Source organism: Sphingomonas sp. YR710 (genome assembly GCF_900101455.1).
Classification (GTDB): domain Bacteria; phylum Pseudomonadota; class Alphaproteobacteria; order Sphingomonadales; family Sphingomonadaceae; genus Rhizorhabdus.
The window spans coordinates 1-25,564 of the sequence record NZ_FMZJ01000004.1 but is presented as its reverse complement, the minus strand read 5'-3'; the positions used below and the strand labels follow the sequence as shown (position 1 = coordinate 25,564).

The window sequence follows — 25,564 nt, the reverse complement described above, 5'->3', positions numbered from 1 at the left end:
AAACCTCTCATTTTGACGAAGCTGAGTTCCGCTCGAGCAACTGGCCGAGCGCTACAAATTCATCGACCGACAAGGTTTCTGCGCGGCGGTCTGCCGCGATCCCCGCTTGGCTGAGCAGGTCGACCGCGCCTTGCACCGATTTCAGGCTCTGCCGCAACATCTTGCGCCGCTGACCGAATGCCGCCGCCGTCAACATTTCGATCGTTGCGATCGACACATTGGCCGGTTGGGTCGCCGGCGTGACATGGACGATCGCCGACATCACTTTCGGCGGTGGTACGAAGGCCGACCGGTGCACGTTCATCGCGATCACAGGCCTGGCGCGCCATTGGGCAAGTACCGACAAGCGCCCATAAGCGGCGCTGTTCGGCTCCGCCACGATCCGCTCGGCAACCTCGCGCTGGAACATCAGCGTCAGCGTCCGCCACCAGGGTAGCCATTCGGCCAACGTCGTCCAGCGTACGAACAGCGCTGTGCCGACATTATAGGGCAGGTTCGAGACGATATGGGCGCCGGTTCCCGCTTCCTTACGCTCGTCCACCTTCATCGCATCGGCCGACAGCAGGCGCAGCCGACCACCCGAGGCCTGGTTCAATTCGTCCAGCGCGGGAAGGCAGCGATCGTCTCGCTCCACGGCAACGACCTGCGCCCCGGCCTTGAGCAGGGCGCGGGTCAGTCCACCGGGCCCGGGCCCGACTTCATAAACCGTCTGATCGTTCAGATCGCCGGGAACGCGGGCAATCCGGTCGAGCAATTGCCCGTCGAGCAGGAAGTTCTGCCCCAACGCCTTGTTCGCGCTGAGCCCATACCGCGCGATCACGTCGCGCAGCGGCGGCATCCCATCCATCCCCGTAATCATGGGCAGAGCAGGCGATTCCGTGCCGCCGTGCCCGCCAGCGCGATCGCCGCGATCATCGCGCCGGGATGCGCCAGATTCTTGCCGGCAATTCCGAAGGCGGTGCCATGATCGGGCGCCGTGCGGACAATCGGCAGGCCCAAGGTCATATTGACGCCCTCATCAAAATGCAGTGTCTTCAACGGGATGAGTGCCTGATCATGATAAAGGCACAAAGCGCAATCATATTGCTCGCGTGCCCGGGGATGAAACATCGTATCGGCCGCTAGCGGCCCGACGATATCGATGCCCTCACTCTGCAGGATCTCGACCGCGGGTATGATCAGGTCGATCTCCTCGCGGCCGATTGCTCCGCTTTCGCCGGCATGAGGATTGAACCCGGCAATCGCGAGCCGCGGACGCTCGATCGCGAAATTCTTTACTAGGCCGCGTTCGGTAGCACGGGCCTTAGCCAGGATGAGATCGATCGTGAGAAAATCGGATACGTCGCGCAGCGGCATATGTGTTGTGATCGGAACGCAACGAAGCGTTGGCCCAGCGAGCAGCATCACCGCGTTACTTGATGCAATACCGCAGCGCTCAGCGATGAATTCAGTCTGGCCAGGATGCGTGAATCCGATCGCGTAGAGTTGCACCTTGGCGACGGGCGCGGTGACAAGGCCACCGACCATCGCCGAACGGGCCAGCCCGGCCGCCATTTCGAGCGAATCGAGCGAACAGCGCGCGCCGCTCAGATCGGGTTGGCCGGGCACGATCGGGCCGGTGTCTTCGATCTGGATGATCGGTAGGGCGTCGTCGAAGCACCCGATCGCATCGTCTGGTGAATAGATGCGCCGGATCGGTCCATCCCAGATCACTTCGATAGAGCGCCTGTCGCCCACCGCAAAAAACGGCATCAAGTCATGTTCGCGGCGAAGGTTCCAGGCCTTGGCAACGATCTCCGGCCCAATACCGGCAGGATCGCCCAGGGCGACGGCGAGCGGACTTATGCCCATCGGGATCCAGTGCGGTGCATCATCGATATTCGATGACAGCATCGCGCCGCAAATCGCGCAGATAACGTCGCGCACGGCGATTCACGCGATCTTCTTCGATCTGGGACTGGATCTGATCGAAAGATGGCCCTGAGGCTGCCTGTGGATCGTCGCGTCCGCACAGAACGAGTGATCGGACGCCATCGCTCAGAGACCCGAACGGACGCGTCGCCTGACCAATTTGGAGGCTCAACATCATATCCTGCAATGGCGCCGGTAGATCGCGAACCTTGATCGAATCATTGTCGACCACATCGGCGCCCAGAGCGTGGGCGGCCTCTGCGACCTTGCCGCAACCCTGGATCGCCGCCATGGCTTTGGCGAAACTCTCAACCTGAGGCGTAGCCTGCTCCTGGGTCAGCCCCTTGGGAAAAACCAGGCTCACCTGTTTGAGCGACAGAACGGCGTCGCGCGCGTCGGCGGTCAACACCTGGCGCTTGTCGACGAGGACGATGATCGAATAGCCACCGGATACCGCGATCGGCGGGCTGATCTGTCCGCTGCTCATCTGCTGGGCATTGGTGGCAAGCTGCTCGGGTAATTGTTCGGCACGCACCCAGCCGAGATCACCGCCAACAGCGGCCGTCGAGGCTTCGGAAAACTGCCGCGCATATGCCGCGAACGAGCCACCCTTGCGCAACTGATCGATGATCCTGTTCGCGTTCGCTTGCGCCTCCGGCATCGATTCCGGCGTGGCCGAGAGGAAGATCTCGCCGATGCGATATTCCGTCGCGCCCTTCGCCGCGTTGAGCCGGTTCATGATCGCCCGGACTTCTTCCTCGCTCACGTTGATGAAGGGTTCGACCTTGCGGCTGAGTACGCGCCGCCACGAAACCTCGCCCTGAATCTGCCGTTTCAGCGACGTCTCAGATGAACCCTGAGACGTCAGATATTTTGCGAATTCTTTCGGACTCTTCTTGAAGTTTCCTGCCACGCGCTGGAATGTCTGGTCGATCTCGGCATCGCTGATATCGATCTTTTGCGCGGCGGCTTCCTGGATCTGGAGGGTCTCGTCAATCAGGTTGCGCAGCACCTGCAGGCGCAACCGCTCCTTTTCGTCATCAGGAACTTTGCCGCCGTTGGCCGCGACGACGAGCGCCAGCCGTTGATCAACATCGGTTGCCGTGATGATCGAACCATTCACGATCGCCGTCGCCTTGCGGACGTTGGGATCGGACTGCCCGAAGATGGTGAGGTCTTTCGGCAGATCGAGCTGGTTATTGGGATTTTCATCGTCCGGAACGGTCTGCGAAAGGATCGGCGCGGCGATCGTTACGGCCATCGCCGCGACTGCCGTCAACAGCCATTTGCCATTGTTCTTGGTATTCACATTCACCGTATTCGGATCCTCAATCCCAGAGCATGCGGGGGCATTCGCATGGGTCAACTGAACCTACGCTTAGCGGCCCAAATTCTTGAGCGCCAGCCGCAACAGGAAAGTGTTGCCGCTCCTGGCATCGCCGGTCGTCTGATAATCCCGGCGCCAGGTGACACCCAACTGGATACAATCGTCGTCATAAAGCAGCCCGATCCTGTGCCGTACCGGCTGAAATCCATCGGCAATTGACAGCGGATCTTCGCTCTTGCCGGTCAGATCGATCACGGTCGATCCATATAGGGACCAATATCGCGCAAATTGGATGCGCCCGCCCAGGCGCACTTCCTCACGATCGCGAAGATCCTCAATGCTTGTATCGATATCGCGATTCAGGCGAAAATAGCCGACGGTAAGATAGGTCTTCCGGCTACCGACCGTAGCATCGATTTCGTTGCGGCGGATCGCCAGATTATCCTTGTCGAGCCGGAAACGGTGGGTCAATTCGAGAAACCGACCATATTGGATAGTGGTCCTGCCGACAATGTCCGATAATCGATCGGCCAGGCCGGTACCGACAGGCAACAGCGATGGCTTGCTCGAAAGGCGGTAGCTCTGGCCGATCTGGGTATTGACGGCAACGCCCGGCACGTCGACCGCCCATTCGAGCCCGTACGTGATACGGCTGCCATCTTCCCAGCGGTCATAACCCGAGAAGCGGTTGAGCGCGAACAGGTTCGAATCTTCGAGATCGATCGAGCGCGAATCCTCGTTCGGTATGCTCAGGTTGCGAGTTTTCGGCGAAGCGACGATTTGCACGCGCGGGGTGACACGCTGAGATCCCCTGAGAAAACCACCGATGAACGGCCAGCGCATATCGGCGGCGATCGCAACGATGCCGCGGCTCTGCCAACCGGCGTTGCCGCGATAACTGACTGTCGCTGTGTCGGCTATTGAATCGGTATGATAGACATCGGCGCGCCCGTAGCCAGTGAAAGTCAATTCCTGGCCGAGCGGCGTGTAGTGCCGCAGATCCCACTCGATCGCGGTAAAAGCACGTTGCGTATCCTGCCCGGCGGTTCGGATCAGGTTGAGGCTGTTGGCCTGGACCTGCACGATGCCCCCCAACAACGGGTCCGTCAGGCGAAGGCGATAGTCGATTGCGGGTAAGGCAAATGCCTGTTGCCCTTGCACGTCGCCGCTTCGCAGGGTTTGCACAGCCCAGCCCGCGATTGACAAATAGCTGTCGCTGTTGATCCGTTCTGCCTTGAGTTGACTGCGCAGGCGGTCGTCGTTGGAAATGTCGTAACGGAGCATGAAGGTGCGATCGGTGGCGGCCCGGATCGATCCGCTAATCGTCCAGTCCGGACCGAACTGAAACCGCCCGTTGGCGTCGATATAGCCGCGAATATTCTTGTCGCCACTCGCCGCCGTAACGCCCGTCGTGGTCGGGACGACCTTTGAACCATATGTGACAGTACCGGTGGCCTGCCATGCGCCGTTATCGGATAGTTGCCGATATTGGGCGGACAGCGTCGGCAGAACCTTGCTGAAGATGCTGGGAGTGAGCGTCAGATCGCGATTGGGTGCCAGCTTGAAATAATAAGGCAGCGCGAACTTGAAGCCGTTCGTATGGTTGTAGCGGACATCGGCCAGTAGCAGTCCGGAACCGCCGCCAGTGCCGTCGGGATGCGACAATCCCGGCAACCAGATGAGCGGCGCACCGAACATGCTGATCCGCGCGCCTTCGTAGCTGATTCGATGCTTTGCCGGATCATGAACCACGCGGTTAGCGCTGATTTTCCAGATCGGATCCTTCGGGCAGCCGTGGCTGTCGACAACAGCGCACGGCGTATAGGCTGCGGTCGTTAACGTCGAGATGCCGTTCACACGCGTGCCATGAACCGCGGCGAGCCGGCCGCCGTCATTGAGCACCAGCAACAGGTTTTCCACGACACCGTCGCGTAATGAATCGGTCAGCTCGACCGAATCGCCATACACCGTGTCATTGCCGGAATTGACGACCGCGACATTGCCTGTCGCTCGGACTACGCCTGTCTTCTGGTTCCATTCGACCCGATCAGCCCGCAGCCGATCACCCTGTCGCGCCATGCGGACATTGCCGGTGGCCGTGACGATTTCGCCATTGTCGTCATAAGACAATGTATCGGCGGCGAAGGTCACCTCTTCCTCGTTGGCCGGCAGGGGGGCATCCCCCAATGACGGCCGGCCGACAGCAGGATCAAGCAGATTCTGTGCATAGATCGGCATCGCTGCGGTCAGCGAAAGTGGCAATGAGGCCAGCAGGGTTAAAAATCGCTTGTTCACATAACCCCATGATGTGGCCGTCGACGCCGCGCTGCCTATCGCATCCAAGCGGCGGGGCTGCAATCCTCATGGAGGCTGGCATTCGAAAAGGCGCACCAGGATCGAGACGATAGCGAATTTCGTGACCGAAACCTGTGCATACGATCAAGGCCTTTTGCAACTGACGCAACTCGCGCCTAGATGGGACGGAGCCACCACGGAGACCCCTCTTAATGCGTATCAGTTTCGCACCCAATCGCCCGACCGGAAGCCAAAGCCTTGTTATCCCGATAGCGCCGGGCACGATCGGGGGTGCGGCACTGAATGTTCTGCCATCAGCCACCCAGGAAGTTGCGCGGCGCGCGGCGCTCGGCCATCGTTTCGATGGCGAGACCGGAGCTGTTGTCGAACTGTTTGGCGAGGCCGATGGGATCAGGCGGGTCCTGCTCGTCGGCATCGGCGCGAAGGCAGATTATGAACGCGCCGGGGCGGCCATTGTCGCACGGCTGTTGACGTCGGGCGAGGTAAGCGCCGTCATCGACCTGTCGAGCGTGGGCGCTGCAGCCGATTCCGCCGCCGCTGCACTGGCGTTTGGCGCTATGTTGCGCAGCTGGCGCCACGATACCTATCGTACCAAGCTGGATGCGAAGCAGCGGCCCTCGCTGGCCGATATCGTGCTTGTGGGAACCAGCCCCAAAGCGGAAGCCGCATGGGAGGCACGCAAAGCGGTGGCCGAGGGGGTCATGTTCGCGCGTGAGCTTGTCGCCGAGCCTTCGAACATCCTCTATCCGGAAAGCTTCGTCGAGCGCTGCCTTGCCCTCAAGGATATCGGAATCGCGATCGATATTCTGGACGGTGCGGCCATGTCGGCGCTCGGCATGGGGGCGCTTATGGGCGTCGCGCAAGGATCCGCCCGCGAGCCACGGATGCTTGTCATGCGCTGGGATGGAACCGGAGGCACGGCGGAGCCGATTGCCTTCGTCGGCAAGGGCGTGACGTTCGATACTGGCGGTATCTCGCTGAAGCCGCCGGGCGGAATGGAAGACATGAAGTGGGACATGGGCGGGGCCGCCGCGGTTGCCGGCACGATGAAGGCCCTCGCGCTGCGTAATGCCAAGGCCCATGTCATCGGCGTCTGTGGCCTCGTTGAGAATATGCCGGACGGGAAAGCGCAGCGGCCAGGCGATATCGTCACATCGATGTCGGGGCAGACGATCGAAGTGATCAACACCGATGCCGAGGGCAGGCTGGTGCTGTGTGATGCGCTTACCTGGGTGCAGCGAAGCTGGAAGCCCAAGACCATCATCGATCTGGCGACCCTGACCGGTGCGATGATCGTGGCGCTCGGCCATGAATATGGCGGTCTGTTCAGCAATGACGACGAACTGGCCACGCAACTGACAGCCGCCGGAGCCGAGACCGGTGATAAGGTGTGGCGGATGCCGCTTGCCGACAGTTTCGATAAGCTGATCGATTCCCCGATTGCGGACATGAAGAATGTCGGACCGCGCGACGGCGGATCGATTACGGCCGCGCAATTCATCAAGCGCTTCATCGAAGATGGCGTGCGCTGGGCGCACCTCGATATTGCCGGCATGGTGTGGGCATCGAAGCCCGGCGCAACCTGGGACAAGGGCGCGACCGGCTATGGCGTCCGCCTGCTCGATCGCTTCATCGCCGATAATTTCGAAGCCTGACGACACCAGGACTGGAGGCGGGGCCCCGCGTGCAGGTCGATTTCTATCATCTCACGCGCGTGCCCATCGATCGCGTGCTGCCGCGCATCGCCGAAAAGGTGCTGGCGGGCGGCGCACGGTTGCTGATCGTCGCCGGGGAGATTGGGCTCGCCGAGCGGATCGATCAGGCGTTATGGGCTTATAGCGCGGATAGTTTCCTCGCCCATGCTCGTGCCGGCGGTGAGAATGATTCTGGTCAGCCGATATTGATTGCCACGGATGTGGTGCCCGCAAACGGTGCGCGGAACGTCGCGCTGGCCGACGGCAATTGGCGTGACACCGTGCTCGAATTCGATCGCGCGTTCCACTTCTTTGATGAAGACAATATCGTCGCGGCGCGCGCAGCCTGGCGATCGCTTTCCGCGCGCGAAGGCATCGAACCGCGTTATTGGCGGCAGGACGACGCCGGTAAATGGGAACGTGTGGCCTGAATGGCGCCGCTTTGGCACCCGGGCATGGGGAGAAGATGACTGCGATGAATGCTCACGCCAATATCGGCCGCTTTCCAGAGCGACAGACCTTCGTGTCGCATCTCGAATGCTCGCTGACGGGCAAGGTTTATGCCGCTGATACGATACACGGCCTTTCGGAGGCCGGCCGTCCGTTGCTCGTGCGTTACGATCTCGATGCGGCCGGCAAGGTTTTCGACAGGGCCGCTCTGCGTGATCGCCCGCGGGATTTGTGGCGCTATCGCGAACTGCTGCCGGTGCGGCGTGCCGATAATATCATCAGTCTGGGCGAACAGGAGACGCCGATCATCGCGCTGCCGACGACGGGGCGACGGATCGGTGTTGCCGAACTGATGGTGAAGGATGAGGGGCGGCTGCCCACGGGATCGTTCAAGGCACGCGGGCTGGTGATGGCATTGTCTATGGCGAAGGAGCTTGGCATCCGCCAGGTGGCAATGCCGACCAACGGCAATGCCGGTGCAGCGGCGGCGGCCTATGCGAGCCGGGCAGGGATCGAGGCCATCATCTTCTGCCCCGACGATACGCCCGAGATCAACGTGCGCGAGATCGCCGCACAGGGCGCGCGAGTCTATCGGGTCAACGGGCTGATCGACGAATGCGGCGCACTGGTGGCAGCCGGCGCAAAGGCCAATGGCTGGTTCGATCTGTCGACGCTGAAGGAGCCCTACCGGATCGAAGGAAAGAAGACGATGGGCCTCGAACTGGCCGAGCAGTTCGACTGGTGCCTGCCGGATGCGATCTTCTATCCGACCGGCGGCGGTACCGGGCTGATCGGCATGTGGAAGGCGTTCGACGAACTCGAGCAGCTTGGCTTCATCGGCCCGGAGCGGCCGAAAATGTTCGCGGTGCAGGCCGATGGCTGTGCCCCCATCGTCAAGGCATTCGATGCTGGCGAGCGCCATGCAGAACGCTGGGAAGGTGCCCACACGATCGCATCGGGCATCCGGGTACCCAAAGCGGTCGGCGATTTCCTGATCCTCGATGCCGTCCGCGCAAGCGGGGGGCGGGCCGTGGCCGTATCGGACGACGCCATTATTGCAGCGGTCGATCGGGTCGGGCGCGAGGAAGGGCTGTTATTGTGCCCGGAAGGCGGCGCGACCGTAGCTGCGGCCGAAGCGGCTTTACGCGCGGGCGATGTGCAACCCCACGATCGGATTCTGCTCTTCAATTGTGCGACGGGACTTAAATACCCGATGCCGGATCGATCAGGCCGAATCGACCTGCAAGGCGCGATCGACTACGCTTCACTATAGGACGGGAACCTTGGCGATCAGGCCGTACGCCTAACGGTTTGGATCGTTTTCCGAATCATAGCGCGGATCGTCTCCTTCATCGCGATACGGACCTTCAGGTCGATAGGGACCATCCTCATCAAGAGCCGCGCCCGCGCGTGAAAGCAGCGGATCGATTATATCGGGCAACGTGGGATGATCGCCGGCGCGCGGGAGCGGGTGAATTGGCGCACCGCCCATGAAATCATGCCATATCGCGGCGGGCAGCTTGCCGCCGCTCAGTCCGGGCACTGGGCGATTATCGTCGCGCCCGACCCAGACGCCGACCACAAGATCACCGGCAAAACCGATGAAGAAACCGTCGCGATTGTCCTGCGTCGTTCCGGTCTTTCCGAATGTCGGTTGCGAAAGGGCCGCCATTCGCCCGGTGCCGATATTCGCCGCCTGCCAGAGCATGTCGAGCATGGGCTCCCATTCCCGCTGACGATCGAATTGCCGGGGACTATCCGGCGGGATCGGTATGCCATGAGGCTTGACCGGATAGGCTCCGCGCGCGACCGCTGCGTAGGCCGATGTCAATTCCATCAGGGTCATCGTCCCGGCGCCGAGGGAAAGGCTCGGCGAGTCAGGCAGCGGGGAGGTCACGCCAAGTTCTCGGGCCATCGCAATCACCTTGTCCCGCCCTACGCCTTCGCCGATACGCACTGCCGCCACGTTGCTTGAGACCGCGAAGGCATCGCGCAGCGAGATTGGCCCGCGATATTGACCATCGGCATTTGTGGGCCGCCAGCCGCCAACGTCGAGGGGGAGGTCATCGACGATATCGTCGGTACGCGCGCCGCCACGCAGGGCCGCCAGATACACGAAAAGCTTGAACGTTGATCCGGACTGCCTATTGGCCCGAATGGCCCGGTTAAAACTGCTTGCCTGATAGTTGCGCCCGCCCACCATCGCGACGACCGTGCCATCCGGGCGCATCGCGATGAGCGCCACCTGCGCCGCGCCGAGGGCCGCACGCGCGATGGCGGCATTGGCGCGATTTTGCAGCACGGGATCGAGCGTCGTCTTCAGAGTTCCGCTTTTTGGGTGGTCGGGCTGTGCGCCGATCACCCAGTCGGCAAAGTAGCTGCCTTCAGTCGCTTTATCGTGCCCTTCTCGAAGATGGAGGTGAGGTGTTGCGGCGGCTTCAGTTCTTGTGATGAAGCCGGCGTCGGCCATGGCAGTCATTACCGTCCGCGCCCGTGCCTGCGCTGCGGCCAAATCGTTGGTCGGCGCCAGCCGGGACGGCGCCTTGACCAATCCGGCGAGCAACGCTGCCTGATCGAGTGTAAGATCCTGCGGCCGCCGATCGAAATAACGCCGCGCAGCGGATGTGATCCCATAGGCACCGCTACCGAAATAGGCCGTCGACAAATAGCGCGACAAAATCTCGTTCTTGCTCAGCCATAACTCGATCCACGGTGCGAGCATCAACTCGCGGAGCTTGCGCCCGACCGTGCGATCGTCGTTGAGGAAGGTGAACTTGGCATATTGCTGCGTGATGGTAGAGCCGCCTTCGACGACATGACCTGCTCGGATATTGTGCCATTCGGCACGTGCTATGCCGCGCGGGTCTATCCCGAAATGCGAATAGAAACGGCGGTCTTCGATTGCCAGGAATGCCTGCCTGACATGAAGGGGGAGGTTGCTTGCGTCGACAGGGTCACCATTGATCCCGCCGACTCTGGAGATCGGTGACCCGTCCGACGCAACCAGCAAGAGCCCGCTCCCGCTCATATTATCGTGCAGCCGCCATGGTGGCGCGACGATCATCAGCCAAAGCACAATGAGCCCGAAAATCGCGCCTCCGAGTACGATGGCGAGCCTCAGCCCTTCGCCTCTCGCCGGCTGCGCAGGCTTGATCGACGAGGACGGAACGATGGTGCTGATATCCTATACCCTTAGTATGAGCCGAGGCACCAACGTAGCGATGCCTATTTGGTTCACGCTGGAAATCCCTCCACTCTAAACGCTGCGGGCCGGGGCCGAATTGATAATGCGATCGATTAGGAATCGAAGTGATATGGCTGCAAGGCGGGGCAGCAGAGGAGCCAATATGTCCGGACGATGCGGATGGGCGGGAAGTGATCCGCTATACGTTGCTTATCATGACGAAGAATGGGGCGTGCCTGAATGGGACAGCCGAGCGCTTTGGGAAAAACTGATGCTCGATGGCTTTCAGGCCGGGCTCGCGTGGATCACGATCTTGCGGAAACGGGATGCGTTCCGCACGGCCTTTGCCGGGTTCCAACCCGAACGCATTACCCGCTTTGGCGAATCTGATATCGCGCGGCTGATGGCCGATCCCGGCATCGTTCGTTCGCGGGCAAAGATCGAGGCGGTCGTCGGCAATGCGCGCGCCTATCTGGATATGCGGGACAAGGGAGAGGATTTCGCAGGCACTATATGGTCGATCTCGGGCGGGATCCCCATTGTAAACCACTGGAAGACTCTGGCGGAAGTGCCCACGCAGACACCGTTATCCGTGGAGATATGCAAAGTGCTGAAAGCCCGCGGCTTCAAATTTGTGGGCCCGACGATCGTCTATGCGTGGATGCAGGCATGCGGCATCGTGAACGATCATGTTACGACGTGTTATCGCCACAGTCAGCTAGGCGAGGGGCCCCGGTGAAGCTCCAGGATGGCAGGCAACATCTGCGGTAAATTCTTTTCGATCGGATCACCCGTTGCCGGGGCGATTCAGGCCCACGTAAGACGGGTCGCTACGATCGCGTCGCCCATCCGCTTTCGTCACGTCGATGCCGATAACGGGATCGACGCGCTGCCAGTCGAGCACCATCTTGCGCCGAGCAATACGCCATTTTCCATCGATACGCTCCATCCGATCGATGTATCGCACGGCAGCGATGAGATCGCGCGTATTGCCGTTTTCGTCGACAGGCCAACGATGGCTGGCGACGAGATAATGCTCCGCCCAGGCCGCGTCGCCATCGAGTTCGACGAGCTGGTTGCCGGTGTTGTGCGTTGTCGCAATGAAGTTAGCTGACATCGACATGGCATGCGCCATATACTCGTCCAGGTTCCAGACGCCGTGGCCATAGTCTGCAATGGCATGTTCGTGGAAGCAGGCTCGTAGCGCTTCGTAATCCACGCGATCGCACGCGCGGCAATAACGAATTTGGACCTCTTTGATGGCCGCTTCAGCGAGCAATTCATCGATCGTTGTGGTCATAGCGCTCCTCCCAATAGCCCTTGCTTCGCTTCCCGAAGTGAGGAAGCGCCAAGGCCTTTATCTGCGACACCGTGCATTGAGCATGCGGCCTTTGGCGAGGTAATCGAATAGAGGAATTCAAAGCAATGATTTACCTCGTCCCCCGAAGACGAAGCCTGCGTGTTTCAGGCGGCGGTGGCGAGCCCGGTGGTCGGCCGACACTGCTCGGTCGAAACGATGCGGTTGAGGCTTGTTCTGCGCTTCTTGTATAGCTGGTCGATCCCGCTTCCGGCAATCGGACGGCTGAACAGATAGCCTTGCACATCCGAGCAGCCAGCAGCGGTCAAAGAATCGAGCTGATCCGATGTTTCGACGCCTTCTGCGATCACCGCGAGCTTCAGTGCGCGCGCCAGCTTGACGATCGCGCTGACAACCGCCTCGGCTTCGGCATCAACGCCGAGATTGGCAATGAACGAACGATCGATCTTGATCTTGCTGATGGGATAGCGCTGCAGATAGCTCAGGCTGGAATAGCCCGTGCCGAAATCGTCGAGCGTGAGCGAAAAGCCCAAATTGCGCAATTGCCGCAGGCTGTGTTGCGTGTCGGGATCGTCGCGCAGCAAGACTCCCTCGGTCAGCTCGAGTTCGAACCTGCGCGGATCGACCTTCATCTCCTCCACCAGTTCGCCGATGGTAGCCACGAAGTCCTTCATGCGTATCTGGTTCGCCGAAACGTTGACCGCCACCTTCAGATTCGGCCAACGGCGACTGTCGGCAAAAGCGCGCCGGAGCGTGAACAGTCCGAGCGCCATGATCAGGCTGCTTTGCTCGGCGATCGGGACGAAAAAGGCGGGGGAGATTTCGCCGCGAGTGGGGTGTTGCCAGCGAACCAGCGCCTCTACGCCGGTCATCAAGCCACGCCCGTTGACCTGGGGTTGATACACCATCTGCAGTTCGTCCCTGGCCAGGGCGTCGCGCAGATCGGCCTCGAGCGAGCGGCGGGTCTTCACGGCTGCATCCATCTCCTCCTCGAAGAAGCAGAAATGTCCTTTCGCCTCACGCTTGCTGCGATAGAGCGCAAGATCGGCCTGACGTAGCAGCTCGCCGGCATCGACATCGGCATTCTGGGTAATGGAAATTCCAACCGAACAGCCGACGAAGACGCGACCTGCGCTGAGGTTGAAAGGCTCTGCCATTACCTGACACAGGCGTGCGGCAAGCGTCGCGGCCGAGGCGGAAGACGCATCGCTCTGGACGATGGCGAATTCGTCGCCGGATAGCCGGGCAAATGTTTCCGATGATCGGCACTGCTGGGCCATGCGGTGCGCTGCGGCCTGAATCAGTTCGTCGCCGACATTATGGCCGAACGTATCGTTGATCTCCTTGAAACGATCGAGATCGATGCAATGAACCGCAAGCGGGCGGCCGTTGCGCTTCATCTGATCGAGGGCGTGGCCAAGCCGGTCGAAGAACAATGTGCGGTTCGGAAGCCCGGTGAGCGCATCATGATAGGCCATGTGCGCGGCGCGTGCCTCACTGGCGATCAATCCCTGCGCCATGCGCCGGCTGCGGCGATATAGAATGCCAACGAACACCGCCAGGAAAGCGACAATGTTCACGATCGGCAAGGCAATCTGGTCGAGCAGCTTCCGCCCCGGATTTTCCGGAGACCATTCGAGTGTGGCGACATAATCGCCGTGAATATCGATCAGCGGAGCATGCGCCAGAGGCTTTTCGAACATCTTGTTTCCCCGATGGACGTGGACATTCCGCAGCAGGAAGCGATCCGCGAAGGCCTTGAGGAAATCATCATCGATATACATCGCGGTCAGGGCGATCGGCGCGCGATCGCCGCGCGGCCGGGCTGTACCAAAGTCCGGTTCGATCAGAGTCGCAACGACAACGGCTAGTTGCCCATGGACCCGGCCGATTGTGCTCGACTGAATAGGTTTTGCGAGCACGCCGTTCGGCGGTGGAACGGCAGGAAGCCTGCCTCGCTTCTTTTCCTGTGCGCGGACCTTGCCGATCAGCGAACGAGCATAAGCCGCGTAAGGTGCAATGCGGCCATTCGGTACCACCGTTCCGCCGCTGGCCGCGAAGATCGGCGAATCCCGGCCGTCCAGAACGAACACGTCGTCAAAACCGCTCGTCTTGTTCAGATAGGTGCCGATATTATCGGTGGCCCAATGGAGATCGAAGCTGTTGTCGAGATGGCGAACGGCATCGTCCCATACGAGCTGGGGAAGGACCGAACTGGCAATCTCGTCAACCCGCCCGGCGATGCCATTATTGACGATCGATTCCTCACGCTGCTTCGCTGCGATGTCGAATTCACCGACCAGAGCGATACCGACCGCGACCAGCAAGCCGATGACGAAAATCGCTAAAACGGCAAGTGGCCAGAAGAAATTTGCCCCGAGATCCTTTCCCTGCCGCATCGTCCGATCGCATCACCTTTATGGACTTTTTGAAGGATGACGATGACGAAACAGTGCCACTATCCTTCAGTCGGCCTTCGGTCTTAATGCGCAAGTACGGCCAAAAAACTAAAGCTTGTGGTTAACGGAACGTCAGATCCGGCTGCCGCGCAGCGCTGATAGATCTTCTCCCAGTTGAAATATCTGTCGGTGGTACAGAGGTTGACCCGCTGCGCGGCGCACACGAGTGCCGCAGCCGCCAATCAACCTCGCTGGGTTCGGGCACTCAGCATTCGGAACCCGGGTTAACCATTTTTAGCGCGATCGATCGGGCCTTAACTGGCCTTTTCGAAGTCGATGACGATGCGGCCCTCGATTTCGCCGCGATGCATGCGATCGAAGATGTCGTTGATATTCTCCAGCGTATCGGTTGCGACTGTGGCGCGAACCTTGCCGTCAGCTGCAAAATCGAGCGCTTCCTGCAGATCGAGCCGGGTGCCGACGATCGATCCGCGAATGGTGATGCCGTTCAGCACTGTATCGAAGATCGACAAGGGAAAATCGCCCGGCGGCAGGCCATTGAGCGACACGGTGCCGCCCCGGCGCACCATCCCCATGGCCTGCTGAAACGCGATCGGGCTGACAGCCGTGACGAGCACGCCCTGGGCGCCGCCTATCTCCTTCTTGATGAAGGCCGCCGGGTCGGTGTTGCGCGCGTTGACGGTCAACGCTGCACCAAGTTCGGTGGCAAGCCTGAGCTTCGCGTCGTCGATGTCGACTGCAACCACATTGAGCCCCATCGCCTTGGCGTATTGGACTGCCATATGCCCCAGCCCGCCTATCCCCGAGATCGCAACCCAGTCGCCTGGCTTCGTGTCGGTGACCTTGAGGCCCTTATAAACCGTCACGCCCGCGCACAGCACCGGCGCGATTTCGACAAAGCCGACATGAGCGGGCAGGTGGCCGACATAATTTGGGTCGGCGATCACATATTCGGCGAAGCTGCCATTGACCGAGTAGCCGGTGTTCTGTTGCTCATCGCACAACGTCTCCCAGCCACCCAGGCAATGCACGCAATGGCCGCAGGCGGTATAAAGCCAAGGAACGCCGACGCGGTCCCCTTCCTTCACATTGGTCACGCCGGCACCGACCGCGACGACATGACCCACGCCCTCATGGCCCGGAATGAAGGGCGGATTGGGTTTGACTGGCCAGTCGCCCTCAGCGGCGTGCAAATCGGTGTGACATACGCCCGTCGCCGCAATCTTGACGAGGATCTGACCTGGGCCGGGCATGCGCACCGCCACTTCCTCGATGGCGAGCGGCTTGCCGAATTCGCGAACGACCGCGGCCTTCATTGTCTTTTCCATGGTCATGTCTCTCTATCTGCCGAAGGGGATCGAAATCGGTTCGCCGCGTCGGGCGGCCGTCCGTCGATGAGCTCCCGTGGCCCGCCACGATGCGGCACCATCCCGGCGACCTTGATGGCCGTTCGGCGCGGTCCTCCCTATGCGGATTGTTACTTAGAAATGTTCCGGATGCGGGCCCAGAATACCACGCGGGGCGCTCGGCGCTCCGAGGTGTGGTCTTTCACACCGTCGCGTCCGACGAAAATCATCCGCTTTTGATCGGCGATTCTAGAAGAACAATGACAGCGTCACGTTGAAGCGAGGTGCGTGCCCCGAACTGCCGCCCATGGTGCGCCGGGCGTCTGCAAGCTGCATGTCCATAAGCGCATGGCCATATAGGATCGCGCGGACCCCGAAGCCTGCGGAACTGATATGGTCGGTGATCTTGGGGCTTGGCCCGGCGGCAAGCATTGTCGTCCGCGCCCAATCGCCAAAACCGTAAAGCACGGCGCTGTCGGCCAATTTTCCGAAATTCAAAGGCGCGCGATACTGCGCCTCGCCCAGCAATCCCAAGCCGCGGTCCCCGGCGACGACCGAAGGATCGTAACCACGCCCGAGCTGTGGTCCGCCAAAGGATATCAACTCGCCGGACAGGAGCCGATCCGCGGTATATTGTCCCTGAACGTTGAATTGTAAGCTCAGGCGCGGGGCGAGGCCCTGGGTCCGCTGGAGGCTGTAGGTCAGCTTCGTGAAGCCCGGCCTGAACCCCTGCACCGACGCCAGTGGATCCGAGCGCTCGATCGCACCGAACAGGCTCAGCCCGTGCGATACCGCCACGGTAACCGTGGTGGAGCCCTTCAACCAGTCGGCTTGCTGCCAGGTCAGGCCGGCTTGTGCCACCGTCGTGCGATCGTCGATCAGCGGTTGTCCGAGGGCGTCAGTCTTACTGCGGTTCAATGTCACGTCGGTATCGAGATAGACCGAATTGGCACGACTGCGCAGCAACGGCACGCGCAGCCGGCTGTTGATCGAGATCACCCGGCTCCGGATATCCAGCGTAGAAACCGCGCCACCGGGTCTCGCATGAGCCAGCAGCCCGCCCAGCGTGAGAACGGCGCCGCGATGGCCGACCGGCGTAGCATAACGCAGGCTGGCGGATCGGAGCTCGGTGAGTTTGCCTCCGGCGGCCGACAGGTCGATGTCGAGCGCGCCCGGGCGCGCGAACGGCTGGTTCAGGGTTGCGCCGACGCCATAGGAAGTCGGCCCCAGCGTCTCGGATCCGGTATTGCCGAAGCTTGCCCGATAGGCATTCGGGAGTTTCGCAGCGGTCACCAATATCTCCGAACTCCCCGGATCGGCACCCTGCCGCAGCACGCTGTTGGCCGAAAGGCCGGGCGTGTCGTTGATCAGCAGGAGCCGGTCCTCGAGATCGCGAAACTGCGCAGGCCGCTGACCGATCACGGGCTTCAGGAATTTTTCGACGTGGTTGCGCGATGGCTGATTCGGTGCCTCGACGAAGGCGGCGCCGATAAAGCCTTCGAGTACCCGGACTTCGAGCACGCCATTCTTGACCTGTTGGGGCGAGATGAACACCCGCGTCAGGAAGAACCCCTTAGCCCGATACAGGTCCTCCAGCTTCTGCGCCGCCTGCCGGAGGTCATCGAGGACGATCGTTCGCCCCTCAAGGCGGGTGAAGAAAGCTTTGAGCGTGGCGTCCGAGAAATGCGTCGCACCGACGATGCGGATCGATCGGACCGAAAACTCAACCTCGTCGACTGCACGAGGCACCGCCGACCTTTCGGGATTTTGGATCCGGAATTCATAGTCGGCAGGGGGCAATGGCAGCGGCTGCACCCGCTGGCGGGATATGTCGCCCTGTGGCGGCAATATGATCGCGCTCCCCGCCGCGGCGATGGCGGTCTGGCTGGCGGCCCCGGACAGGGCTGCCAGCATCGGCAAGAGGCGGCGGGTCACTTGTCTTCCATCACGACGCGCGTGGAGACGATATGCTTCTTCATTCGGCCGAGGTGGAACTGAACGATCGGATCGTCCGGGAATGCACCACCAAGCTGTTCGAAAGCGGCGACAGACCCGGCATCTTCCGCCTCGAGCAAGGTGTAGGCCTGCGCATAGGCCTGGATCAGTTCGGCGGGGGCGTCATCCGGCACGGGACTGAACAGGCTCGTCGCGGTGAGCTTGCCCTTCAGTACGATGTCACCGATCCGCCGGAATGCCAGCGCGGGGCAGCGCTTCACCACCTCGTCGGTGCAGCAGATGCGCGTTCCGAAATATTTGTTCACGCCTTCGGTGCGGGCGGCGGTGTTGACCGTGTCGCCAAGCGCTGTGAAGTCCATCCGCGATTGCGAACCGAAATTGCCGATCGTCGCTTCGCCGGTGTGGACGCCGATGCGGGTCACGCCGATCGGAATGCCGGCGGCATTGCGCTCCTTGCGAAATTTTTCGGCATAGCTGTCCAGTTCGAGCGCGCAGCGCACCGCCCGTTCGGCATGGTCGGGTTGGGTGATCGGCGCGTTGAAGATCGACATGATGGCGTCGCCGATGAACTTGTCGATCGTTCCTTCATATTTCAGAATGATATCGCACGCGCCGTCGAGATATTCGTTGAGCGTCTTGGACAGGTCTTCGGACGAAAGCCCCTCGGATAATGTCGTGAAGCCTGCGATATCGGTGAAGATGAAGGTCGCCTCGCGCCGACTGCCCGAAATCGATACATAACTTGGATCGGCAATCAGCTGGTTGACGACCGCGGGTGAGACATAGCGCGAAAATGTGCCCTGCACGAATTCGCGCTGCTTGCGCTCGCCCCGACCGATGAAAACGTCCATCATCCAGATCGACAAAGCAAAGCCGATCGTGGCGCTCACCATCGGCAACATCGGCAGGCCGTAGCCATATCCGACCACGCCGCCCGCCCAATAGGCCGCGATCAGCACCGATCCCACCGCGACATTGAAGGCGATGCCGCGCTTGAATAACGACACCAGGACGCCGAGGGCGGCCGCCAGCAACGTGATTCCGAAGGCCGGAATCGCCGCCATGCGCGGCGGTTGCCGGCCTTCGAGGATCTGCGTGACGCCATGCGCCTGAACATAGATTCCCGGCATATTGCCCTGATCGCCGTCGTCGATGATCGCCAGCGGGGTGCGATGCCGATCGGTCATCGACACGATCGCGCCGACCAGCACGATCTTGTCCTTGAAAAAGCTGGCCGGGAGGAAGGGGACGACACTGGCCGAGAATGTCGGAAATGGCGGTGTTTCCGCATCGGGACGACTGCGCCAGGCGATTTCGACCGGCTCCATCGGTCCCTCGCGACCGGCAAGTTCCAGCGCCTTGCGGACAAAACCTGCCGGATGGTGCGGCGTATCTTTGCGCCGGTTCCGAGCAGCGGGCTCACCGCCGGGATTGATCCTGCGCACGGTCTGGTCGAATGGATCGGTGAGAAGATTGGCTTCCGCGCGCTTTTCAACCGGGACGAAGGCATCCAGATAGGCCAGCTGCGTATCATTCACGATCGATGGAGCCGACGTGTAGCTGAAGAATAACGGAGTCTTGATGGTCGCGATCGCGCGCTTGAGCTTGTCGTCCTTGGTCGGCTCGGTCGGCTGATCGACGATGATATCGACGCCGATCACTTTGGCCCCCTTTGTCGACAATTGCCCGATAAGATCGGCGAGGAAACCCCGATCGACCGGAGAACGATAGGGAAAGGCGGCCAGTGTCGTCTCGTCGATCGCCACCACCACGACATCCTTCGACGGCTCCGCCGGAGGCTGCATCGCCGCGATCCGGATATCGGCGGCTTTGTTTTCGAGATTGGTCAGCAGCGACACATAGCGTACCGCGACGAAGGCCAGCAAGGCAGCCGTCAGGGTAATCGCAATGGCGGAAAGCGACAGGCGAAGCGATTTGTTCAAGAGATAGGTCCTTGGTCAGCCTGTTGCGCGGGGCGCTGATTGGGAGTGGCGGCTGTTTTCGTTGGGTCGATGGCCATCGCAGGCGGCTTGAGCATGCCGGCCTCGATCCGGCGCAGATAGGCGTCGACCTGCTGCACGCAGGCGCGCTCCAGCATCCACGAACTGAGGATCATCGGATCCGTCACCTCACGCGGGATCACCTGCAGGCTGATCGCATTCTCCTGGCCTTCCACCTCGATCAGGAACGTGCTGACACCGTCCAGCTTTGACAGGGCTGGTGCCTCCATATGGTCCGTCCCGGCTTTCCAAACGAAATCCGCGCGCCACGACCGATCGATGGGAAAGACCTTGAATGGTTGGGCCGCACTCGCATCTGGCCGCCACCAGACGGGTCGATCACCTTCGCGCACGCAGCGGGGGCCTGGCCGGCTGATATCGACCAGCCATGGGTCGGGGAGGGGAGCCGCATTGGCGCCGGCCCTGATCGCACCGACCGATTTCGCCCTGTCGTTGCGGGTCGAGATTAAAGCGGCGAGCGCGGCCTGCGGATTCTGCAGGGCGGTGCCGGCGCGCATGACCGGGCCATGATAGGTGCCGCGCAGACTGACCGAACGGCCGTCGGGGGCAATCGCCGTGACGCGTTCGCCCTCCTTCAGATCAATAACGCTCTCGCCCTTGATCGCCATGCCGGGTTTGAGCCCGGCCCCGCGCGCGTCGACCACCACGAACTGTGTCGCCGCGGCCGGCGCGATCGTGATCAGCAGCAAGAGCGGGAATATCAGACGAACAGGCGCTTTCATGATCAGTTCCTGACCTCCAATGGCTTGATCGCGCCGTCACCCATGATGACGAAGGCTGCCCAGAAAAAGGGATGCGCGGTTCGGGCGTCGCCGAGCATGTCGAGCTGCGCCTTGCGCAATGCGTCGTCGATTGTGAGATCGGGCGCCGCGCCCATCGCGCCGAACATCGACGACATCAGCCGGGTCGTCGCCGCCGACGGCACCTGCCAGTGGCTTACCACCAGGCTGCGCGCGCCCGCATGAAAGAAGGAGGCGGCCAGGCCGGAAAGCGATTCCCCGCCGAAATTCTTGCCATTGGCCGCCGTATTGCAGGCGGAGAGAACGACCAGATCGGCCTTGATCGACAGCTTGGCAATTTCGCTGGAGTCGAGAAGCCCATCATCATTCGGTGACAGGGCTGGCTGGAGCGGCGGCGTCAGTACCAGCCCGGGCGCCGACTGGCAGCGTAATTCTCCGGGCAACAATCCGTGCGTCGCAAAATAGATGATCCGGTAATCTTCGAGATTCTCGTGGCGCAGCGCGGCTTCATTGGCATCCCGGCCGAGCCGGACGTCCACATTGGTCGACCGCAACGATCGCGCCACGCTGTCGATTTCGGTGGCCGTATCGGGCAGGGAGGCGAGCGATTGCAGCAATTGCGGCGGCGTCACGCCGCCACCGAGGCACGCACCGCTGAACGACGCCATCGCGCTGCGCTGGGCCAGGGCGGATTGCGGCGGCCCCAGCACCGGATTGCCGTAGGCCAGCAACAGCCGAGGTTGGTTGCCGGTCAGCCGGCTCGACCGCAAAGTGACGAACGACCCCGTGGACGGCGCATAAGCGAGCGGCAACTCGCGTACGAGCCAATGGGCCTTGCCATAGTCTCCGGCCCCTGCGGGTTTCGTCACCAGCAGGCCGAACGGCAGGCTCGCCAGCGATCCGGACGGCACGATAACCAATCGGTCAACCTGCCCCAGTTCGTTCTGGATGCCCCCGAACAGATCGCGGTAGAGTTGGTGGGCAGTATCGAGATCGAACTCGCTGACCGAACGACCCTGAATTTCCAGACCGCGCCGCAACCGCGCGACTGCGGACTGCAATTCCGCCGCCCCGGCTGGAACCGGCGCGATGATCACGCCTTCGCGTCGCACCATTTGGACGAAGGAACGATCCCGTCCGATCAGGAACGTGACCAATCCCTCATGCTCCCGCAATCGGCCGCGGACTGCGTCGAGCGTTGGCAAGCTGGTCTCCGCAAGTTGCGTAAAGCCGGGAAAACGGCGCGCAATCTCGGCTTGTACTGTCGTGCGGGCACGGTCGAAGTCCGCAATGTTCTTTGTGAGGGCCTCCTCGGTCTCGGCGCTTCGTTCCTCCATCCGCAGCGATTGTTGGTCGGCCAGCCGGATTCGCGCAGAAGCTTCCTCCTGGCTTACGTCGTCGAGTCGATGCACCAGCTTTGCGAGGTCCGGCGTGTCTGCGGACAGGCGCGCGGACGCCATTGTGATGGTGCGATCGATCAGCGGAACGCGGACCAGTTGAAAGGCATCGAATGCCTCGGCGAAAAGGCCGAGCCGCGCCGCCGGATCATTGATCGTTGCGGCATATTCAACGATCGACGCGGCAAAGGGCGTGAGGTCGTCAGCGGTGAAGGCAATGCTGTCGCGGGGCAGTCGCCGGGCCGCCCTGATGGCTTCGCGATAGGTAATGATCGCGGACGTAAACATCCCTTCAACCTGGTAGGCGCGCGCCAGGGTCGTTCTCACCTTGAGCGTGCCCGGCCCCTCGCCGAAGATCTGCTGCCGCTCCGCAAGCGCGCCTTTCAGATAGGCTTCGGCGGCAGACAGCCGTCCCTGGGCGCTGCTGACTTCGCCAAGGGTCAGAAGAATGTCGGATTTCCACCAACGGGGCTCGCCACTGACCCTGTCGACGATCAGCAAGGCTTCGCCCGCGCTCGCGAAGGCACCGGTAATCTGATCGTTGCGCAGCATCATCGCGGCTTCGAAGTTCAGCGCATGGGCAAGCTCCGCCTCCGCCGTGGCTTCCGTGCCGCCGCCGAGCAGGCTATCGGCAGAACTGTTCCGGGTCGCGATCGATCGCCACGCTTCAGTCGCAGCCTTCGCGAAGCCCAGCGCGGCAGCGAAGTCACCGCGATTGGCTGCAAGGAACCCCTGATAGGCGGTCAGCCTGGCACGGTCCGACGCCCGGACCGATTGTTCGGCGATCGGCGCGGCGCGCCTGAGAAGCGCTTCGGCTTCATCTTCACGCCCCTGATTGCTGACCGAGAGCGCCAGATCGAGGAGGATTTCGTTCGTCGCGACGTCATTTTCGCCGGACAGCCGCGTCTGCAGTTCCAGCGCGGAGCGAAATCCCGATTCCGCGGCCGCATGCTGAAGCTGGCTCGATGCGACGCGCGCGTTCATCAATGACGTTTTGATCGTTTCGAGATCGGTTGCGCTCGCCATGGTCACCGGGCGCGACCACAAGGCTTTGGCCTCAACGGTCAATTGTGACTGCGAGATGCCCTCGCGGGGTGCGTCCATCAGAGCTCGCAGCACAGGATAGGCAGTCGCCGGTGCTTCGACGACCTGCAACAGACTTCCACGAAGGCGCGCCATCACGAGCGTCGGCCCGCCATCGCTTTTCTGCCGGCAAGCCAGAGCCAGTATGGGATTTGCGGTGTTGGAAAGCCGGCGCTCGGCCTCGCAATCCAGGCGCGAACCGATCTCGGCATGAGACTTGCTCGCTGCGAACGCTTTCGACAGCGCGGCCGCTTCATCGCGGGATGACGCTTCGTTGGTTGGAACGATCGTATAAACGACTTTGCCAAACGGCTTGCCGGCACATACGAGATCCGCGTCGGCGGGTATTGTGGCGGCCGGGCGGACGCCCGCCCGGGTCTCGCTCTGGCAAGTTTCACCGGCCAGCGTGGTTGCCGCAATCTTTACTGGCACCGCTGCTTGCGCAATCGCCGCAGCATTGATCAGCATATAGATCAAGACTGCCGAAAGATGACGCAAGACCAATATCCTCTTTGTGTCGGAAGGAGCGACGCCATCCTGTCAGTATGCAAACATGGTTTTTAATGTGTGAACGGGCGCAGCTCTAAAATCCCGAGGCGCCGCTCAGAGAATAGCGAATGTCGATTCCGGCCGCACCTTTGGGACGTGGCGGCAGATCGAAACTGACCGAAATATTCGCGTTGAGTTGCTTGATCATCATGCTCTGCCGCTGCGCCTGGGACGCCGCGGGTCTGGCCTGCTCCGGCGCGGCGGCGCGTAAGATCGGATCTCCGGCATCGGCACTGTCGGCAGGCGTCGGCGGTGGCGTGGTGGGCACCGGCGACGGTGGCGTCGGAGCGACAGGAGTCGCGGCCACGGCAACGACAGCGACGCCGCCGCCTGAACTGCCGGAGCCACTGGACGAAGCTGCGCCACCGCCAGAAGCCGGTGCGGCGGCCGGAGCCGACGGTGCCGCTGCCGTGCCACCCGAACTGGCCGGTGGAGCGGACGAAGCGCTGGATGCGCTCCCGCCACCCGATGCCGCCGGGGCTGCATCTCCGGCCGGAGCGCTGCTGTCGCTCGACGATGAACTGCTACTGCTCGACGAGGCGCCACTATCGTTCGAGGTCGAACTCGAAGAGGAACTGGCCGAGCTGCTGCTCGCGCTCGAAGCCGGCGTGGGAGCAGGGGTGGCTGCCGGTGCAGGCGCCGGCGCGGAAACGCTCGGCGCCGCTGGCGTCGGGACCGAGATCGAAGCAACGGTTGTCACGACCGAGCGGGTGGTTGAGCCGACGATTTCGACCGGCGCCTGCTCTATTGTGAGAGCGCTCCCGTTCCTGGCATCCTGCGCAAAGGTATAATTTGTCGCGCTGAGCCCTCCGCCTGTGATCGCATATATACCTGGAAGACTGTCTGCCGTTGCATCCGATGCGAAAGCCAGCGTTCCCGACGTGGCGCTCGCAAGCCCGTCACCGCCAACGAAGCCGCTGACGGAGCCAGAAAGGGCAGGGTTGCCCTTACCGGCAGACCGCGTTGCCCGATCCGCGACATAGAGAAGCAACGCACGCTTGATCTCGCCGATCGCGCCGGCCGCCGAGGTCGGCAGTAGGTAATTTGCAAGGAGGGTGTTCGACCCGGCCGATAGATCGCTGCTGGCGAGACTGGCGGTAATGGTGATCCCATTGCCGGCGTTGGCGCTGGCAAAGGTGCCGCTGGTCTGCGTGGCGGTGATGGTCTCGCCGTTGATCAGTCCGCTGATCTGATAGTTGGACGACGCTAACGTCGCAGCGCTCGTTCCGTCATAGACGCGCGACACCGCGCCGGTCAGGCTGGCGGTCAGCTGCTTGCGCGTGATCTCGCCGATCGCGCCGGCCGCCGAGGTCGGTAGCGCATAGTTGGCCAGCAGGATGTTCGACCCCGCCGAGAGGTCGCTGCTGGCGAGGCTGGCGGTAATCGTAATCCCGCTGCCGGCATTGGCGCTGGTGAAGGTGCCGCTGGTCTGCGTCGCGGTGATGGTCTCGCCGTCGACCAGTCCGCTGATCTGATAGTTGGACGACGCCAGCGTCGCCGCGGTCGTGCCGTCATAGGTGCGCGACACCGCGCCGGTCAGGCTGGCGGTCAGCTGCTTGCGCGTGATCTCGCCGATGGCGCCGGCCGCCGAGGTCGGCAGCAGGTAGTTGGCGAGCAGGGTGTTCGCGCCAGCCGAGAGGTCGCTGCTGGCGAGGCTGGCGGTGATGCTAATCCCGCTGCCGGCATTGGCGCTGGCAAAGGTCCCGCTGGTCTGGGTCGCGGTGATGGTCTCGCGGTCGACCAGTCCGCCGATCTGGTAGTTGGACGACGCCAGCGTCGCCGCGGTCGTGCCGTCATAGGTGCGCGACACCGCGCCGGTCAGGCTGGCGGTCAGCTGCTTGCGCGTGATCTC

17 protein-coding genes are annotated in these 25,564 nt (G+C 61.9%); 4 read left to right on the top strand and 13 right to left on the bottom strand.

All coding sequences use genetic code 11. The features are described from left to right. Nucleotides 1-7: 7 nt before the first annotated feature. The 4 genes from rsmA to BLS13_RS06215 form a co-directional block, all read right to left on the bottom strand. Nucleotides 8-838: a 16S rRNA (adenine(1518)-N(6)/adenine(1519)-N(6))-dimethyltransferase RsmA gene (gene rsmA, locus BLS13_RS06230; protein ID WP_256325732.1), complete on the bottom strand. Its 831-nt coding sequence runs from the start codon at nt 836-838 to the stop codon at nt 8-10. A 17-nt stretch (nt 839-855) separates the two neighbouring features. Then, complete coding sequence (pdxA, locus tag BLS13_RS06225; protein WP_371128185.1) at nt 856-1,893, bottom strand: 4-hydroxythreonine-4-phosphate dehydrogenase PdxA; 1,038 nt, start codon at nt 1,891-1,893, stop codon at nt 856-858. After that, complete coding sequence (locus BLS13_RS06220; protein ID WP_093451004.1) at nt 1,871-3,172, bottom strand: peptidylprolyl isomerase; 1,302 nt, start codon at nt 3,170-3,172, stop codon at nt 1,871-1,873. Before BLS13_RS06220 ends, pdxA begins: the two co-directional genes overlap by 23 nt. A gap of 117 nt (nt 3,173-3,289) precedes the next feature. Then, complete coding sequence (locus tag BLS13_RS06215) at nt 3,290-5,476, bottom strand: LPS-assembly protein LptD (protein WP_176943478.1); 2,187 nt, start codon at nt 5,474-5,476, stop codon at nt 3,290-3,292. 269 nt (nt 5,477-5,745) lie between these two features. Here BLS13_RS06215 and BLS13_RS06210 point away from each other — a divergent pair, with 269 nt between their 5' ends. Genes BLS13_RS06210 through BLS13_RS06200 form a run of 3 tightly spaced genes read left to right on the top strand, consistent with a single transcriptional unit; the run spans nt 5,746 to nt 8,971 of the window. Then, nucleotides 5,746-7,209, top strand: coding sequence for a leucyl aminopeptidase (locus tag BLS13_RS06210; RefSeq protein ID WP_093450718.1), 1,464 nt, complete (start codon nt 5,746-5,748; stop codon nt 7,207-7,209). 29 nt (nt 7,210-7,238) lie between these two features. Beyond that, a complete protein-coding gene (locus BLS13_RS06205) occupies nt 7,239-7,679 on the top strand; it encodes a DNA polymerase III subunit chi (protein ID WP_093450717.1) in 441 nt (146 codons plus the stop codon). A gap of 44 nt (nt 7,680-7,723) precedes the next feature. Further along, entirely contained in the window at nt 7,724-8,971 is a 1,248-nt protein-coding gene (locus BLS13_RS06200) for a threonine synthase (protein ID WP_093450715.1), read from the top strand. A gap of 30 nt (nt 8,972-9,001) precedes the next feature. On the opposite strand, the gene BLS13_RS06195 is transcribed toward BLS13_RS06200, so the two are convergent. Continuing rightward, nucleotides 9,002-10,762: a transglycosylase domain-containing protein gene (locus BLS13_RS06195; RefSeq protein ID WP_143011893.1), complete on the bottom strand. Its 1,761-nt coding sequence runs from the start codon at nt 10,760-10,762 to the stop codon at nt 9,002-9,004. 283 nt (nt 10,763-11,045) lie between these two features. On the opposite strand from BLS13_RS06195, the gene BLS13_RS06185 reads away from it, so the two are divergent. Beyond that, nucleotides 11,046-11,621 carry a DNA-3-methyladenine glycosylase I gene (locus BLS13_RS06185; protein WP_093450709.1) on the top strand — a complete coding sequence of 192 codons (576 nt, stop codon included), beginning with the start codon at nt 11,046-11,048 and terminating at the stop codon, nt 11,619-11,621. Between the two features lie 48 nt (nt 11,622-11,669). Here BLS13_RS06185 and BLS13_RS06180 read toward each other — a convergent pair whose 3' ends face one another. The 8 genes from BLS13_RS06180 to BLS13_RS20630 all read right to left on the bottom strand — a co-directional run. Beyond that, nucleotides 11,670-12,182, bottom strand: coding sequence for a nuclear transport factor 2 family protein (locus BLS13_RS06180; protein ID WP_093450708.1), 513 nt, complete (start codon nt 12,180-12,182; stop codon nt 11,670-11,672). Between the two features lie 164 nt (nt 12,183-12,346). After that, entirely contained in the window at nt 12,347-14,599 is a 2,253-nt protein-coding gene (locus tag BLS13_RS06175) for a bifunctional diguanylate cyclase/phosphodiesterase (RefSeq protein ID WP_093450706.1), read from the bottom strand. Nucleotides 14,600-14,913: 314 nt separating this feature from the next. Beyond that, the gene (adhP, locus tag BLS13_RS06170; protein WP_093451002.1) at nt 14,914-15,948 is read right to left on the bottom strand and encodes an alcohol dehydrogenase AdhP; all 1,035 of its coding nucleotides are present in this window, start codon (nt 15,946-15,948) and stop codon (nt 14,914-14,916) included. Between the two features lie 267 nt (nt 15,949-16,215). After that, nucleotides 16,216-17,901: a ShlB/FhaC/HecB family hemolysin secretion/activation protein gene (locus BLS13_RS06165; RefSeq protein WP_093450705.1), complete on the bottom strand. Its 1,686-nt coding sequence runs from the start codon at nt 17,899-17,901 to the stop codon at nt 16,216-16,218. Then, nucleotides 17,898-19,865, bottom strand: a complete 1,968-nt coding sequence (locus tag BLS13_RS06160) for an adenylate/guanylate cyclase domain-containing protein (RefSeq protein ID WP_093450703.1) — start codon at nt 19,863-19,865, stop codon at nt 17,898-17,900. The genes BLS13_RS06165 and BLS13_RS06160 overlap by 4 nt, the downstream gene beginning before the upstream one ends. Further along, entirely contained in the window at nt 19,862-20,665 is an 804-nt protein-coding gene (locus BLS13_RS06155) for a hypothetical protein (protein WP_093450701.1), read from the bottom strand. Before BLS13_RS06155 ends, BLS13_RS06160 begins: the two co-directional genes overlap by 4 nt. Before the next feature lie 2 nt (nt 20,666-20,667). Continuing rightward, nucleotides 20,668-23,661: a CHAT domain-containing protein gene (locus BLS13_RS06150; protein ID WP_143011892.1), complete on the bottom strand. Its 2,994-nt coding sequence runs from the start codon at nt 23,659-23,661 to the stop codon at nt 20,668-20,670. 85 nt (nt 23,662-23,746) lie between these two features. After that, nucleotides 23,747-25,564, bottom strand: a 1,818-nt coding sequence (locus tag BLS13_RS20630; protein WP_256325731.1) for a YDG domain-containing protein, incomplete at its 5' end; no start/stop codon positions are given.

Excerpts from the sequence above, each read along its gene's own strand:
- BLS13_RS06180 (WP_093450708.1), bottom strand. The coding sequence starts at position 12,182 with ATGACCACAACGATCGATGAATTGCTCGCTGAAGCGGCCATCAAAGAG.
- rsmA (WP_256325732.1), bottom strand. The coding sequence starts at position 838 with ATGCCGCCGCTGCGCGACGTGATCGCGCGGTATGGGCTCAGCGCGAAC.
- BLS13_RS06210 (WP_093450718.1), top strand. The coding sequence starts at position 5,746 with ATGCGTATCAGTTTCGCACCCAATCGCCCGACCGGAAGCCAAAGCCTT.
- BLS13_RS06155 (WP_093450701.1), bottom strand. The coding sequence starts at position 20,665 with ATGAAAGCGCCTGTTCGTCTGATATTCCCGCTCTTGCTGCTGATCACG.
- adhP (WP_093451002.1), bottom strand. The coding sequence starts at position 15,948 with ATGGAAAAGACAATGAAGGCCGCGGTCGTTCGCGAATTCGGCAAGCCG.
- BLS13_RS06185 (WP_093450709.1), top strand. The coding sequence starts at position 11,046 with ATGTCCGGACGATGCGGATGGGCGGGAAGTGATCCGCTATACGTTGCT.
- BLS13_RS06220 (WP_093451004.1), bottom strand. The coding sequence starts at position 3,172 with ATGGCCGTAACGATCGCCGCGCCGATCCTTTCGCAGACCGTTCCGGAC.
- BLS13_RS06215 (WP_176943478.1), bottom strand. The coding sequence starts at position 5,476 with ATGCCGATCTATGCACAGAATCTGCTTGATCCTGCTGTCGGCCGGCCG.
- BLS13_RS06175 (WP_093450706.1), bottom strand. The coding sequence starts at position 14,599 with ATGCGGCAGGGAAAGGATCTCGGGGCAAATTTCTTCTGGCCACTTGCC.
- BLS13_RS06200 (WP_093450715.1), top strand. The coding sequence starts at position 7,724 with ATGAATGCTCACGCCAATATCGGCCGCTTTCCAGAGCGACAGACCTTC.
- pdxA (WP_371128185.1), bottom strand. The coding sequence starts at position 1,893 with ATGCTGTCATCGAATATCGATGATGCACCGCACTGGATCCCGATGGGC.
- BLS13_RS06195 (WP_143011893.1), bottom strand. The coding sequence starts at position 10,762 with ATGATCGTCGCGCCACCATGGCGGCTGCACGATAATATGAGCGGGAGC.